14 protein-coding genes are annotated in these 14348 nt (G+C 73.7%); 6 read left to right on the plus strand and 8 right to left on the minus strand.

From position 1 onward, the window contains the following. Nucleotides 1-86 precede the first annotated feature (86 nt). Nucleotides 87-2111, plus strand: coding sequence for a DNA helicase RecQ (recQ, locus tag ACZ6I1_RS02250; protein ID WP_469282147.1), 2025 nt, complete (start codon nt 87-89; stop codon nt 2109-2111). Nucleotides 2112-2140: 29 nt separating this feature from the next. Here recQ and ACZ6I1_RS02255 read toward each other — a convergent pair whose 3' ends face one another. From ACZ6I1_RS02255 to ACZ6I1_RS02275, 5 genes are read right to left on the minus strand one after another with little or no spacing between them, the layout of a single operon-like run. Beyond that, entirely contained in the window at nt 2141-3013 is an 873-nt protein-coding gene (locus tag ACZ6I1_RS02255; RefSeq protein ID WP_469282149.1) for an STM4011 family radical SAM protein, read from the minus strand. A 5-nt stretch (nt 3014-3018) separates the two neighbouring features. Next, complete coding sequence (locus ACZ6I1_RS02260) at nt 3019-4374, minus strand: STM4012 family radical SAM protein (RefSeq protein WP_469282151.1); 1356 nt, start codon at nt 4372-4374, stop codon at nt 3019-3021. After that, nucleotides 4371-5177 carry an STM4013/SEN3800 family hydrolase gene (locus ACZ6I1_RS02265; protein ID WP_469282605.1) on the minus strand — a complete coding sequence of 269 codons (807 nt, stop codon included), beginning with the start codon at nt 5175-5177 and terminating at the stop codon, nt 4371-4373. The genes ACZ6I1_RS02260 and ACZ6I1_RS02265 overlap by 4 nt, the downstream gene beginning before the upstream one ends. A gap of 49 nt (nt 5178-5226) precedes the next feature. Beyond that, nucleotides 5227-6378 carry an STM4014 family protein gene (locus ACZ6I1_RS02270; protein ID WP_469282153.1) on the minus strand — a complete coding sequence of 384 codons (1152 nt, stop codon included), beginning with the start codon at nt 6376-6378 and terminating at the stop codon, nt 5227-5229. Nucleotides 6379-6388: 10 nt separating this feature from the next. Then, the gene (locus tag ACZ6I1_RS02275) at nt 6389-7351 is read right to left on the minus strand and encodes an STM4015 family protein (RefSeq protein ID WP_469282155.1); all 963 of its coding nucleotides are present in this window, start codon (nt 7349-7351) and stop codon (nt 6389-6391) included. A 165-nt stretch (nt 7352-7516) separates the two neighbouring features. On the opposite strand from ACZ6I1_RS02275, the gene ACZ6I1_RS02280 reads away from it, so the two are divergent. Both ACZ6I1_RS02280 and ACZ6I1_RS02285 read left to right on the plus strand, forming a co-directional pair. After that, the gene (locus tag ACZ6I1_RS02280; RefSeq protein ID WP_469282156.1) at nt 7517-7843 is read left to right on the plus strand and encodes a hypothetical protein; all 327 of its coding nucleotides are present in this window, start codon (nt 7517-7519) and stop codon (nt 7841-7843) included. A 45-nt stretch (nt 7844-7888) separates the two neighbouring features. Next, complete coding sequence (locus ACZ6I1_RS02285) at nt 7889-8959, plus strand: DUF6745 domain-containing protein (protein ID WP_469282607.1); 1071 nt, start codon at nt 7889-7891, stop codon at nt 8957-8959. Nucleotides 8960-8975: 16 nt separating this feature from the next. Here ACZ6I1_RS02285 and ACZ6I1_RS02290 read toward each other — a convergent pair whose 3' ends face one another. From ACZ6I1_RS02290 to ACZ6I1_RS02300, 3 genes are all read right to left on the minus strand, one after another. Next, the gene (locus ACZ6I1_RS02290) at nt 8976-9431 is read right to left on the minus strand and encodes a DUF4383 domain-containing protein (RefSeq protein WP_469282159.1); all 456 of its coding nucleotides are present in this window, start codon (nt 9429-9431) and stop codon (nt 8976-8978) included. Nucleotides 9432-9543: 112 nt separating this feature from the next. Then, entirely contained in the window at nt 9544-10446 is a 903-nt protein-coding gene (locus ACZ6I1_RS02295) for a PaaX family transcriptional regulator C-terminal domain-containing protein (RefSeq protein ID WP_469282161.1), read from the minus strand. After that, entirely contained in the window at nt 10443-11090 is a 648-nt protein-coding gene (locus tag ACZ6I1_RS02300; protein ID WP_469282163.1) for a GNAT family N-acetyltransferase, read from the minus strand. The genes ACZ6I1_RS02295 and ACZ6I1_RS02300 overlap by 4 nt, the downstream gene beginning before the upstream one ends. 85 nt (nt 11091-11175) lie before the next feature. On the opposite strand from ACZ6I1_RS02300, the gene ACZ6I1_RS02305 reads away from it, so the two are divergent. The 3 genes from ACZ6I1_RS02305 to ACZ6I1_RS02315 all read left to right on the plus strand — a co-directional run bounded on the left by ACZ6I1_RS02305 (nt 11176) and on the right by ACZ6I1_RS02315 (nt 14117). Then, the gene (locus ACZ6I1_RS02305) at nt 11176-12258 is read left to right on the plus strand and encodes an alpha/beta hydrolase family protein (RefSeq protein ID WP_469282165.1); all 1083 of its coding nucleotides are present in this window, start codon (nt 11176-11178) and stop codon (nt 12256-12258) included. Beyond that, the gene (locus tag ACZ6I1_RS02310) at nt 12255-13511 is read left to right on the plus strand and encodes a DUF418 domain-containing protein (protein ID WP_469282167.1); all 1257 of its coding nucleotides are present in this window, start codon (nt 12255-12257) and stop codon (nt 13509-13511) included. The genes ACZ6I1_RS02305 and ACZ6I1_RS02310 overlap by 4 nt, the downstream gene beginning before the upstream one ends. 243 nt (nt 13512-13754) lie before the next feature. Beyond that, nucleotides 13755-14117, plus strand: a complete 363-nt coding sequence (locus ACZ6I1_RS02315) for a transglycosylase family protein (RefSeq protein ID WP_469282169.1) — start codon at nt 13755-13757, stop codon at nt 14115-14117. The last annotated feature ends 231 nt before the right edge of the window (nt 14118-14348 follow it).

Genomic DNA, 14348 nt, shown 5'->3' on the forward strand with positions numbered 1-14348 from the left:
CCGGCTTTTCGTTACTTGACAGGAGGTTGTCCACAGGTTCCGGCGGGCGGTCCGGGGGTGTCGGCGCCTGCCGTTAGGCTTCGTGGATGGCCCTTCCGGACGCTTCCCCTGAGACCTCCGACGCATCGCAGGTACTGCACCGCGTGTTCGGTTACAGCTCCTTCCGCGGCGAGCAGCAGGAGATCATCGAGCAGGTGGTCGGCGGCGGTGACGCCCTCGTCCTGATGCCGACCGGCGGCGGCAAGTCGCTCTGCTACCAGATCCCGGCGCTCGTCAGAGAAGGCACGGGCGTGGTGATCTCGCCGCTCATCGCGCTGATGCAGGACCAGGTGAACGCGCTCACCGCTCTCGGGGTACGGGCCGGATTCCTCAACTCGACGCAGGACCAGTACGAGCGGCAGGCCGTCGAGCAGGCGTTCCTCGCGGACGAGCTGGACCTGCTCTACCTGGCGCCCGAGCGGCTGCGCACCGAGAGCACGCAGCGGCTGCTCGACCGGGGGAAGGTGTCGCTCTTCGCGATCGACGAGGCGCACTGCGTCGCCCAGTGGGGCCACGACTTCCGGCCCGACTACCTGGCGCTGTCCATGCTGCACGAGCGGTGGCCGAAGGTGCCGCGGATCGCGCTGACCGCGACGGCGACCGAGGCCACCCACGCCGAGATCGTGGCACGGCTCGGCCTGGAGGACGCCCGGCACTTCGTCGCCAGCTTCGACCGGCCGAACATCCAGTACCGCATCGTCGCGAAGAACAACCCGCTCAAGCAGCTGCTGGAGCTGATCCGGACCGAGCACGACGGGGACGCCGGCGTCGTCTACTGCCTCTCGCGGTCCTCCGTGGAGAAGACCGCGGCCTCCCTGGTGGAGCACGGCATCGACGCCGTGGCGTACCACGCCGGGATGGACGCCCGTACGCGCGCCGCGAACCAGGCGCGCTTCCTGCGGGAGGAAGGGGTCGTGGTGGTGGCCACGATCGCCTTCGGCATGGGCATCGACAAGCCGGACGTACGCTTCGTCGCCCACCTGGACCTGCCGAAGTCGGTCGAGGGCTACTACCAGGAGACCGGCCGCGCCGGGCGCGACGGCGAACCGGCCACGGCGTGGCTGGCGTACGGCCTGCAGGACGTGGTGCAGCAGCGCAAGCTCATCGAGGGGTCCGAGGGCGACGAGGCGCACCGGCGGTCGCTCGGCATGCACCTGGACGCCATGCTCGCGCTGTGCGAGACGGTCGACTGCCGCCGCACGCGGCTCCTGGAGTACTTCGGGCAGTCCGGCGGGGCGTGCGGCAACTGCGATACGTGCCTGGCGCCGGCCGAGTCCTGGGACGGGACGGTGGCCGCGCAGAAACTGCTGTCCACGGTGTGGCGGCTGGCGAAGGAGCGGCGCCAGAAGTTCGGCGCCGGGCAGATCATCGACATCCTGCAGGGCAAGAAGACCGCCAAGGTCATCCAGTTCGACCACGACGCGCTGTCGGTGTTCGGCGTCGGGTCGGACCTGAGCACCGCCGAGTGGCGCGGGGTCGTCCGCCAGCTGCTGGCGCTGCGCCTGCTCGCGTTGGAGGGCGACTACGGCACGCTCGTCCTCACGGACGCCAGCGGCGAGGTGCTGGGCGGGCGCCGCAGCGTCTCCCTGCGCAAGGAGAAGGCGGTCGTCGCCCCGCCCCGCAAGGAGTCCGGGTCCCGCTCGGGCAAGGGCGCCCGGGTGCCGGTCGACCTGCCGGCCGCGGCCGAACCGGTCTTCCTGGCCCTGCGCGCCTGGCGGGCCGCGACGGCGCGCGAGCAGGGCGTACCGGCGTACGTCGTCTTCCACGACGCGACCCTGCGGGAGATCGCGACCCGGCTGCCCGGCACGGTGGAGGAACTGGCCACCATCGGCGGCGTCGGCGAGGCCAAGCTCACCAAGTACGGCCAGGGCGTCCTGGACACCCTGGCGGAATGCGCCGCCACGGTTCCGGCGTCCGCGCCCGCGCCCGCGCCCGTGCCCGCTCCTGCCGCGGCCCCCGATCCTGCCGCGGCCGCCGCACACGAGCCGGCGGCACGGTCCGCGGAGCCCTACGCCGACGAGCCGCCCTTCGACCTGGACGAGATGGACCCGCCGTGGGACGACTGGCAGTAGCCGCGCCTCGGCCGGGATGAAGCCGACGTTCAGGTGCCTCCCGGCACCTGCCGCATGACGGGAACGCTCGGGATGCGTTCGAGGATGCCGCCCGCGAAGACGTCGTAGAGCGGGAGGGTCTCGAGGTGGACGTAGCCGATGTGGCAGTCGCAGACGGCCAGGGGACAGCGGCGGGGGGCCAGGGCGGCGCGGTAGGAGCCGTCGTAGAGGTTGCCGAGCTCGGTGCGCACGAAGTGGCACCGGCGCACCGTGCCCTCGCCGTCCACCGAGATCACCGATTCCCCGGTGCGGCACGGCAGTCCGGCCGAGCGGTGGGGGTGGCGGCTGTACGGGAACAGCGGGTCCAGGGCGGTCCAGTCGTCCGCCTCGGCATCGCCGTACGTGTGGCCCTCGGCCGCGTTGGCCCAGAGGTAGACCTCCTCGGGCAGGTCCGCGCGCAGCCGGCGCGCGTGGGGCAGGTTCTCGGGCAGGCCCACGATGCCGACGCTGTGGCGGATGCCCCGGTCGGCCAGCTCCCCGAGCTTCGACAGGAAGCGTGCGTAGGGGGTCTGGCCGGGGTGGTACGTGCACCACAGGGCCACGGTGGCCGGGTCGGCCCCGGCGAGCCAGTCGGTCCGGCAGCTGAGGTTCGTCTGGATGGCGACACGGGCGATGTGCGGCTGGTGCGAGAGGTCCACGAGGGCGCGCCGGTACCAGGAGCGGACCAGGCCCTCGCCCCAGGGAGTGAACAGGATCGAGAGCCGGTCGCCCCGCTGCGCGGCCGCCCAGGCCGTGAACCGGTCGAGGGCCGCGCGGTCGGCGCGCAGCCCGTCGGGGGTGTCGCGGCGCTTCGCGAACGGGCAGTAGGGACAGTCGTAGTCGCAGGAGGCGAGCGGGCCGCGGTACAGGATCGTCAGGTCCACGGCGGCTACTTCGGGTCGTAGGCGGCCATGGCGGCCCGGACGGCGGGGGAGAACAGCGCCGGGCCGAGGGCGTCGGAGTGAGCGAGCCCCTCCGGGGTCAGGCGCAGCACCCCGCCCCCCGTCCCGGCTCCGTCGAGCCAGCCGCGGGCGGCGAAGGCGGCGAGTTCGGCGGGGAAGTCCTCGTGCGGGTCGGTGCCGAAGCGGCCGCGGTAATCGGCGAGCGGCATGCCCCGGGCCTGGAGGAGGGACTGGAGGAGGTGGCGGCGGCGCGCCTCGCCGCCGTCCATCTCCCAGCCGCGGTCGACGCGGCCGAAGTCCTCGGTGGCCGTGTAGTCGTCGATGATCGTCCGGATCTCGCCCATGTCGACGGCGTAGTCGAAGGAGTAGTGGAGGGCTGAGGTGTAGGAGCGGGCGCCGCAGCCGAGTCCGATCATGCCGTCCGTCTGGCAGGCGTGGTCATCGGGTCCCTGCGGCGCGCTCCCGGCCCGGCGGAACATGCGCATCGACAGCTGTTCGTAGCCGTGGGTGAGGAGGTGGTCGCGGCCGCGGCGGTAGAGGTCCAGGCGCTGCTCGTCCCACTCGGTGTCGGTGTGGGCGGTGCGCCGGGCGAGGCCGGTGAGCGGGCGGACGTACAGCGGGTAGAGGTACAGCTCCTCGGGCTGCCAGGCGAGGGCGGCGTCGAGGGAGGTGCGCCAGGTGGCGGGGGTCTGCCCGTCGATCCCGTAGATGAGGTCGATGTTCAGGACCGGGATGCGGGCCTCGCGGATCCGGCCGAGCGCGGCCTCCACGTCGGCGCGGCGCTGCGGGCGCACGGCGGCCCGGGCCTCCGCGTCGACGAAGCTCTGGACGCCGATGCTGAGGCGGGTCGCGCCGCGCTCGGCGAGGACGGCGAGACGGTCGGCGGTCGCGGTGGCGGGCGAGGTCTCGACGGAGAGGGGGACGGCGCGCAGGTCCGCGCCCATGCGGCGCTCGGCGATGTCGCACAGCCGGGTCAGCTCGTCGGCGGTGAGGAAGGTCGGTGTGCCGCCGCCGAACGCGGCGTTGGCGAAGCGCACCGGACCGTCGTCGCCGAGGGCCGCGCGGGCGGCGGCGGCCTGGCGGTCGAGTGCGTCGAGGTAGCGGCCGGTGAGTCCGTCGGGCGCGCCGATGCGGGTGAAGAGGTTGCAGAAGCCGCAGCGGACCTCGCAGAACGGTATGTGGAGGTAGAGGGAGAGCGCGCTCTTGTCCTCGCCGCGCCACAGGTCGCGCAGGGCCGGCCGGCCGGGCAGCGGGCCGTACGCGGTCTTGTGCGGGTAGGCGTAGACGTAGCTCTCGTAGGGGCGGACGGCCGCCGTGGTGACGGTGGTGGCGGTGGCGGTCATGCGGACTGCTCCAGGAAGAAGTGGGCGTACGGCACGGTCCACACGGCCTCGTGGGCGAGCCGGTGGCCGGTGTAGCCGTCGTCCCCGTAGGTCGTTCCGTGGTCGGAGCAGACGATGGCGAAGCAGCGGCGGCGGGAGCTCATCGCGGCGAAGAGCCGGCCGATGTGGCGGTCGACGTACTCCAGGGCGGCGGCGTGGGTGGCGCGGCTGTCACCTGCCTCCCGGGTGGCGCCGGGCAGGTGGAACCAGTTGGGCTGGTGCAGCGCGGACGCGTTGACGAAGAGGAACAGCCGCTGCTCCGCGGGGAGGGAGCCGACGATCCGCTCGGCCCGTTCCACCTGGGCCTCGAAGGAGGTGGGGGAGGCCACGCCGAATTCCGGCTCCCAGTGGCTCTCCTGGAACATCCCGGGCAGTACGCCGCCCAGCGCGCCCTGCTTGTTGAAGAAGCCGACGCCGCCCACGCACACGGTGCGGTACCCGGCCGCGGCCAGACCGGAGACCAGGTCGGGGGTGTCGAAGACGTAGGTGCGTCCGGCGGTGGACTCGCTGCCCGCGAAGCGCGCGGCGAACAGCCTCGGGTGCGGTCCCGGCGCGGCCGGCGTGGGCAGGAATCCCGCGAACATCGCCTGGTGGGAGGCGTAGGTGAAGCTGCCCGGGGCGTGCCGCTCCTCCCAGGCGCCACCGGGCAGGTGGCGGGCCAGGTGCGGGATGCGTCCGGCCGCGGCCAGTTCGGCCGCGACGTCGTGCCGGAGGGTGTCGAGGGTGAGCAGGAGCAGGTCGTCGCGGCCGACGACCTCGTTCATGTCCGGCTCGCTCGTGCCGGGTTCGTTCGCGCCCCGGAGCGGGCCGGTATCAGGCTGGTGCACGGTGGTGGTTCCTCGGGTGGTGGTGCCGGTGTGCGGGGTGCGGGTGCCCGCGGCGGCGTGCGTACGGCGGTCCGGCGGCGACTTGGGCGGCGTACGTGTCGAGTCCCTCGGCTCCGCTGCCCGGCAGTCCGGTCAGGCCGGGCAGCAGGTCGCCGAAGGCGTTGACCTCCGCGACGGCGAACCGCCGCCAGCCGACGGCGGGCAGCAGGTCGACGCCGACGGACAGGGTGCCGGGGAAGCAGGCCGCGGCCCGCTCGCTGATGTCCAGGGCGTCGGCCCAGCGGGGCCCCGCCGCCTCGACCACGGCGGACAGGTCGCCGCGGCGCCCGCCGAGATGGAGGTTGGTCATGGGCGAGCGGCTGGTGCGGACCACGGCGTGGGTGGCCCTGCCGGCCACCACGACGACGCGCAGGTCCGCCGCGCGGCCTCCCAGGGACGCCTTGGGCCACCAGCGTTCGACGTGCAGTCCGTCGGGGGCGAGCGCGTCGACGAGCGCGGCGGTCTCCCGCTCGCTGGTGAGGCGGCGCACGCGCAGGGAGTTGTGCAGGCGTCCGTCCGCGTCCGTCTCGACGGAGGTGGTGGCCCGGATGCGGCCCCGGCCTGCCGTCTCGACGGCGACGATGCCGGACGCGGAGGAGCCGTGGGCGAGTTTGACGAACACGCGGGGCATGCCGTGTTCGCCCATGAGGGCGCGTACGTCGTCCCAGCCGCGCACCGGTGTGCCGCCGCCGGAGGTCGGGGACCGGGGGACGGGTACCCCGGCGGTGTCCAGGGTGCGGTGGCAGCTGCGCTTGTCGAAGAGGACGGCCAGCTCGTCGGGGTCGTCGAGGCGCACGCCGCCGGTGAGGCTCCGCACGGCTGCGGTGAACCGCGCGAACCAGCGGGCGCCGCCCTCCACGCGGGTGGGGTCGTCCAGCCCGCGCAGGGCCCGGTCCACTTCGGCGTTCTCCCCCGGCGAGTCGAGGCGTACGAGCTCGTCGGGGGAGAACGCCGCACCGCCCTCGCGCAGGACGCAGGCCCACGGCACGGTGCGGGGCGCGGGCAGCCCGGCGTCGAGGACGGCCCGGGTGAACAGGGCGACGCGGCGGTTCTCCGGGTTGCCGACGACTGCCCAGCGCAGCGGCGTGTGATCCGCCATGGCCGCCGCGCTACTCGCCGACGGCGACGAAGCGCCAGATGCGGCCGTCCCAGTCGTCCTCGTCGGCGTGGCCCCGGTCGAGGTCCAGCCGCACGCCGGCGCTCTCCAGGGTGTCCCGGAAGCGCTGCTTCAGCGCATCGCTGAGGTAGTTGTGGTGGAGGTCGAGGGCGGCGAGGTGGGTGAGGGGCTGGCCGCCGAGCAGCGCGGCGCCGCCCTGGTCGGTGAGCACGCCCATGGACAGGTCGAGGACCTCCAGCCGGGCGACGACGGGCGCGGAGGCCACGGCGGTGGCGATCTCGTCCTGGATGTCGCTGTTGCGCAGCCCGAGGTGGCGCAGGCTCGGCAGGCGGCCGCCGTCCAGGATGGGCTGCACGTCGGTGAGCTCGCAGTCGCCGCCGTAGTTCGCCGTGCCGAGCCACAGGTCGAGGTGGTGCAGGGCGGGCAGGTCGCCGGCGGCGATGTTGCGGACGGCGCGGGCGGGCATGCCGCCGGTCTCGACGGTGAGGGAGCGCAGCCGCCGGTGGGTGAAGGGAGGAATGACGAGGCCGGTGCCGCCGCGGACGCCGAACTCCTCCAGTTCGGGGAAGCCGTCGAGGAGCGGGCCGACGTCGCCCTGGTTGATCCAGGATATCTCGCACTCCTCGGACTCCATGTCCCCGAGGAACAGGGCCCGCAGGGCGGGCAGTCGGGTGCGGGCGGCGAGGAGCGCGGCGATGATGTCCTCGGGGCCGCTGTCGTACGCGTCCTCCCACGCTCCCACGACGATCGCGCGGACCCGGGTGGTGTCGACGGCCGCGGTGAACCGGTCGAACGCCTCGGGCCAGGATTCGTCCGCGTCGTAGGTGTCGGAGGAGATCCGCCAGGCGACGGCGTCCGCCTCGGGCAGCCGGTCCATGCCCTTCTCGTCCCCGGACCCGGGGAAGTCGAAGACGGGCAGTCCGTACGACTCCCGCAGATGCCTCGCGTAACTCATGGTCCCCGCCGTTCCTCGTCCTTCGTGTCCGGTGCGCCAGCAAGTTGTAGCAAGCGGCGCTGACAACGGCCCGGGCGGGGGAGGGCGGAGGGCCGTTGTCAGACCCCCGCCGTAGCTTCGGAGGTGACGCGGCGCACCGGGCGGCGCGTGGGAAGGGGGACGCGGATGTACCGGCAGGGGGACGTACTCATCGTGCCGCTCGAGGAATCGGCGGTGCCGTCGTACGCGGCGGACGCGCCGTCGGAGCCGCGGGACGGGCGTGGGCGGCTCGTACTGGCGCTGGGCGAGGTGACCGGCCACGCGCACGCCGTGCTGGGGCCAGGCCGACTGGTGCGCGAGCCGGGACCGTCGGCGCCACTGCTGCTCCAACTGCCCGACGGGGGGCGGGTGGTGCACGAGGAGCACGCCGCGATACCGCTGCCGAAGGGCTGGTACCGGGTGGTGCGGCAGCGGGAATACGTGCCGGGCTCGGTGCGGATCGTGGCGGACTGAGGGATGGACGTGGCGAACGGGGCGGACACGGTGGACGTGGTGGACATGACGGAAGAAGCGGAAGAGGCGGACGTGGTGGGGGCGACGGGCGGGGTGCACGGAGTCGACGGGTGGCGGGCGGTCGCGGCGGCGACCGGGCCCGCGGACCGTGCGGCGGCGGAGGCGGGCGTGCGCCTCGCCTACCGCGCGGCGGGGCTGCCCGAACCCGAGCGGATCGTGTGGGCGGACTCGCCGCGGGCAGCGGTGGGCCTGCTGGGCGATCCGGACGGCCCGTGGGGGACGGGCGTGCGGGGGCGGAGCGTGCGGGAGGAGGTCCGCAGCGCGCCGTGGGCGGCGGAGCGCGCCCGCGCGCACGAGCGGCTCGGCCCCCGGGGCTGGAGCCGGAATTGGGCCCTGACGGGCGCCCGGCTGTGGGAGAACACCGACCGGCTGGCCGGCCGTGTCCGCACCGGGCTGGTCGAGGAGCTGGCGGAGGACGCCGCGGAGGAGGCGGAGGTCCGGCTGCTGCTCCTGGACGCCGTGCTGGGCCAGCACGACGCGGCATGGCTGTGCGCGTTCGGCACGGGGGAGGGCACCCGGCTGGAGGGGCTCGCCGCGGTGGCGCGGGCGGCGGGGTGGTGGTGGCCGTACGAGCGGCTGGCCGTGGTGTGCGAGCGCCCGGTGGAACTGCACCGGGACGAGGCGGGCCGCCTGGACCGCGGTGACGGGCCCGCCCTCGCGTTCCCCGACGGTTTCGCGCTCCACGCCTGGCGGGGGATGCCCGTGCCCGCGGATTTCCTGTCCGGGCTGGACGCGCTGACGCCCGAGCGCATCCGGCAGGAGGAGAACGCGGAACTGCGCCGGGTGATGCTGGAGCACTACGGCTACGAGCGCTACCTGACCGCATCGGGTGCCGAGCCGGTCCACCAGGACGCGACGGGCATCCTGTGGCGGATGCCGCTGCCGGGCGACGAGGACGTGGTCATGGTCGAGGTGGTCAACTCCACGCCGGAGCCGGACGGTTCGAGCCGCACGTACTGGCTGCGCGTGCCGCCGGACACGCGGACCGCCCGGCAGGGCGTGGCGTGGACCTTCGGCCTCGAGGCGGAGGCGTACGCGCCGGTGCGGGAGACCTGACGCGGCAGCGCGCGCCTCAGCGCCGGCGCGGGAGCGGCGGCGTGCGGCCGAGGATCAGGCCGAGTACGACCATGACCAGACCCAGGCCGAAGTGCAGCCAGTTGTCCGGGGAGTTGACGGGGATGAAGTTGGCGTCGGTGCCGTGGTCGACGAGGAGCCCGTACAGCCACAGGACCAGGTAGACCGCTCCGCCGCCGATCAGGAAGGTCCGCGCCATGCCCGGGGCGCGCGACATGGCGATACCGGCGAGCCCGAAGATCAGGTGCACGATGTTGTGGAGCACCGAGACCTGGAAGAGGCCGAACAGCTCGGCGCCCGATGCGTGTCCGGCGAAGGTCATCGCGTCGTAGCCGGTGGTGGGACCGGGGATCATGCCCAGCACTCCCGCCACCAGGAATACCACGCCGATCAGCAGCGCGGCCCATTGCACCAGGGACGCGGGAGCCGCCGCGCGGCGGCTGCGAGGGGACATGGCGAGCCTCCTTCGCTCAGGACGGCCCCGGGCGGGACGAGCCCCGGATCCCGTCTCCCTGCGGCTACCCCCGTTTCCGGAGGCTACGCAGCCCCACGGGGTGGCTGGTGGATCAGGGATCGGCCGGGCCGGGGGTGGTCATGAGGTGGTCGTACAGGCGGAACAGCCGCAGTCGGCCGGGGTCCTTGTCGTCGCCCGCGGCGAGGGCGTCCCAGCAGCGCAGGGCCAGGGCGCGGGCGCGGGTTCCGGGCCAGGGCTGCGGGAGCAGTTCGAGGGGCAGGAGCGGGTCGGGTGCCATCGCGGCGGTGAAGGCCGTCGCCAGTTCGATCGCGTACGTCAGCCGCTCGGTCCCGGTGGGCGGGGCGGGCTCGGAGAATCTGGCCAGGCGGGCGGCGGCGAGCGCCGCGAGGGCCTCGTGGCGGTCGGCGATCGCCCCGAGCGGCCAGAGCAGGGCGGCCAGCCGGACGGGATCGGATTCCTCGCCGACCCGTAGGTCGCGGCTGGTGAGGCGGGTGAGGGAGGGCAGGACGCCGAGGTGCCGGGCGTGGGCTTCGAAGACGTCCCCGATCGCGTTGGCGCTGACGTAGAGCCCGCCCTGAAGGGGGGCCGCGCCGAGGTGGAGCAGGGTATCGCGCAGCGTGTCGCGGGCCTGCCGGGCCGACTCGGGAATCGCGAAGCCGAACAGGTGCCAGGTGCCGTCCCAAGGGGCGAGTCCCTGGTCCTGCCGGTAGGCGTGGCGGACGTACTCCACCTCCGGCGCGATGGCGCCGGTGGGGTCGGCGGTGGCGTGCAGCCGGGCCTTGCGGCCGCGCCCTTCCTGGGTGAACCGGCCTTCGGAGACCAGCCGTTTGATGCACAGTCTGACTTGCTGGTCCGTCATGCCGAGCGCCTCGGCGACCGCGTACAGCTCTCCGGCGTCGACGGTCCCGTCCTCACGGACGAGGGCGAACACCAGGGTCCGCGTGCCGATGCCGGGCGCGGCGGGCTCCGTTCCGGGCGCGGGTCCGCTGGTCATCGCTGCTGCTCCTTGGAGGTGCCGTGGACGCCGTCACCGGGGGGCGCGGGAACGGCGCGATGCATCGTGGTCACCGCGCCGAAGCCCATCAGGCCCCTGAGGTACGGCGTCTGCTCGGTGCGTCCGGCGGTGAAGCCGTGTCGCTCGTACAGGGCGCGGGCCCGGGGGTTGACGTCGATGACGTCCAGGCGGACCCGGGAGCAGCCGTGTTCGGCAGCGATGGCCGCGACCTCGGTCAGCAGCATACTGCCGATGCCGGCGCCCCGGTGGGCAGGGTCGACGGCGATGCCGTCCATGACGAGCTCCCCCGGCTCCGGCGTCCGTTCGAGCAGGGCCAGCAGGGCGATCCGCGGCAGGCCGCGGAAGAGTCCGTACTGCGAGAGCACGTCGCGGACGCCGCCGCCGGTCAGCGCGCGCCCGCCGAGCTGGTAGCCGGCCACACCCACGACCCGGTCGCCGTCGCCCGGGGCGAGGGCGACCGCGGCGCGGTCGTGGTGGAGGTGGCCGGCGATGAACGCGCGGCCCTGCTCCGGCGGGCCCAGGCCGGCGCCGAGCTTGCGGCCGAAGGCCTCCCAGTACAGCTCGGCTACCCGCTCTTCGGCCCCCGGGGGCACGCCCCGCCGGATGACGACTGCAGTGTCCATGATCTCTCCTCGCGTTCTCCGTACGAGCATAGTACGGTCGATTCAGGAACGACCGTTTTGGATTCGATAGTTTCGAGGGGGATGGATGACGCCGACGAACACGCCGTACCGCCGCCGGGTGCTGCGGGCCGTGCTCGCGACGCTGGCCGCACTGGCCGTCGTGGCGGCCGGCCTGGGCGGGCTGGTGGTCTGGCAGAACACCTACGACCTGCGGGAGGAGCGGGTCTCGTTCCACCGGGACCGGGACCGGGAGGGCCGGGACGGCGGGGCCCTGGACGGGGTACTGGCTCTGCCCAAGGAGGGCAAGGGGCCCTTCCCGCTGGTGGTCTTCGTCCACGGGGACGGGCCGGTCGACGCGACGCACGAGACCTTCTACCGGCCGATCTGGGAGTCCTTCGCCCGCGCCGGATACGCCTCGCTGTCCTGGAACAAGCCGGGCGTGGGCGGCTCGCCCGGCGACTGGCTCGACCAGTCCATGGACGACCGCGCCCAGGAAGCCGTCGACGCCATCGCGTGGGCCCGGCAGCGGCCGGACATCGACGGCGCCCGGATCGGCCTGTGGGGCGCCAGCCAGGCCGGCTGGGTGCTTCCCAAGATCGCGGCCAAGGACGGCGGTGTGCGGTTCGTCATCGCCGTCTCGCCCGCCGTCAACTGGCACCGGCAGGGCCGCTACAACCTCCTCGCCGAACTGCGCCGGGACGGCGCCTCCGAGACCGAGGTCGCCGCCGCGCTGCGCCGCCGCGACACGGGCCTGGAACTGCTCGGGAGGGGCGCGTCCTACGAGGAGTACGTACGCGCCGTCGGCGACCCGCAGGGCATGACGGCCGCCCGCTGGAGGTTCGTCTCCAAGAACCACACGGCCGACGCGAGCGCCGACCTGCCGGCGCTGCGCGGGGTGCCGGTGCTGCTGGTGCTCGGCGGACACGACGTGAACGTGGACGTCGCCGACACCGAGGCCGCCTACCGGCGGCTGCTGCCGGGGCCCGCGCTGCGCGTCAGCCGCTACCCGGACGCCACGCACGGCCTGGTGAGGCACGAGGTCGAGAGCTCCTCGTTCCGCCTCACCGTGACCGCGCTGTGCGCGCCGAGGGCCCTGTTCGCCGAGGGATTCCTGGCCGGCCAGCGGCACTTCCTGACCTCTGTCGGCGCCGAAGGGGCGAAGCGATGACCAGTCGACCCACGGCAGGACCGGCAGGAGCCTCGGCGGGACCCGCGGCGGGGGCGGCGGCGGGGGCGGCGGCCGCACCTCGGCGCCTCTCCGACGTCGACGCCCTGCGCGGCTTCGCCCTCTGGGGCATCCTCATGGTCAACATCGCCTTCATGGCCTCGGCCTACCGGGGCACCGGCACGGACGATCCGGCGTTCGGCTCCGCGCTCGACACCGCCGTCCGCTTCGTCACCGGGGTCTTCTTCGAGACCAAGTTCTACCTGCTCTTCTCCTTCCTCTTCGGCTACAGCTTCACCCTCCAACTGGCCTCCGCGGACCGCGATGGCGCCGCCTTCCTGCCCCGCTTCCTACGGCGCTGCGCGGGCCTGTTCGTCCTCGGCCTCTGCCACGCCGTCCTGCTCTTCCCCGGGGACATCCTCACCACGTACGCCGTGCTCGGACTCCTCCTGCTCGCCGTGCACCGGATCCGGCCGCGTACCGCGGTGCGCGCCGCCGTCGTCCTGTTCGCCGTCACCGCGGTCGGCTACCTGCTGCTGGCCTGGGCAGTCGCCGCCACCGGGGGCGGCGGCATCGACACCGCCGCCGTCGCCGAACGGGGCGGCCAGGCCACCGAGGCGCTGCGCGGCGACGCCGCAGCGGTGATCGGAGCGCACCTGCGGCAGCTGCCCGACGTGGTGTTCATCCTGGCCTTCTTCCAAGCACCGGCCGCTTTCGCCGCGTTCCTGCTGGGTCTGGCGGCCGGCAAACGCTCCGTGCTCGCCGATCCCGCCCGCCACGCGCCGTTGCTCCGCCGCATCCAGTGGACCGGCTTCACCGTAGGTATCGCGGGCGGCCTGGTCTGGGCACACGCGGGCCAGTGGCATCCGGGTACGGCGTACCAGCTGGTGGCGGTGGCCGTGGACGTGGTGACCGCGCCACTGCTGGCGGCCGCCTACGCGGCCACGGTGCTGCGGACGCTGGCCGGACCCCGTGGCCGGCCGCTGGCGGCGGCCCTTGCCCCGGCGGGCAGGATGACGCTGACCAACTACCTCACCCAGTCGCTGGTCCTGGCCTTCGTGTTCACCGGTTTCGGCGCCGCGCTCGTGGGACGGGTCGCCCCGGCGCTGGTATCGGTGACGGCCCTGGCCCTGTTCGCCGTACAGCTGGTCTTCAGCCGCTGGTGGCTGGCCCGCCATCGCTACGGACCCGTCGAGTGGGCGCTGCGCGCCGTGACCCTGGCCCGTCTGCCGCGCCGGAAGGACCGGGCGGCGTGAGGGTGCCGGCGCGGGAACGGGGAACGCGGCGTGCGGCGCTGGCAGGTGGAGCAGCGGAAGCCGGCGGACGGGCCCACCAGAGGCCGTAGAGCGTCCGTTCGGGTGGCGTCATCCCTTCGCCGACCGCAAGTGCCGCTGGAAGCACCCCGGTCCGTGCTGTGCTGTGGCCACAGCCGCAAGACGGCAGTACGCGGGCCCGCCCGCTGTTCGTGGCAGGCACGCCCCAACAGCGAAGGAGGACTGATGTCGCGCAACCGGAAGGACCGGCGAAGCCGGAGCAGGATCGGCCAACTACTGGCCGCCGCAGTCGTGTTGACCGTGACTTTGCTGAACGTCTCAGGCGCCCATGCCGCCGTGGTCCACTCCAAACCGGACCCGGACTGGGACGCCATCGCCCGATGTGAATCGAGCGGGAACTGGCGGGCGAACACCGGCAACGGCCATTACGGCGGGTTGCAGTTCACCCAGTCGAGCTGGAAGGCGGCAGGAGGCCGCAAGTACGCACCACGCGCCGACCTCGCCACGAAGGCGGAGCAGATCGCGACGGCGAGGAGACTCGCCAAGATCCAGGGCATGGGCGCCTGGACCTGCGCACGCCGCCGCTGAGGAGGACCGGACGCGGGACGCGCCCACGGCCGGCAGCCGTTGCCGACCGCGTCCGTCTTTCCGCCGCGCACGACCGGCAGTTGGAGGCGTAGCCGCCGACCCGGAACGAGTCGGCCTGGTGCCTGGTGCCTGGTGGTCTGGTGGCCGCCGGGTCCGGACCAGGCCGGCTCACGCGGCGGCGCTACGCCCGCTGCGCTCGGGCGTCGGAATACCCCGGCCTTCGGGTGAACA

This window comes from Streptomyces sp. NPDC046303, assembly GCF_055588085.1.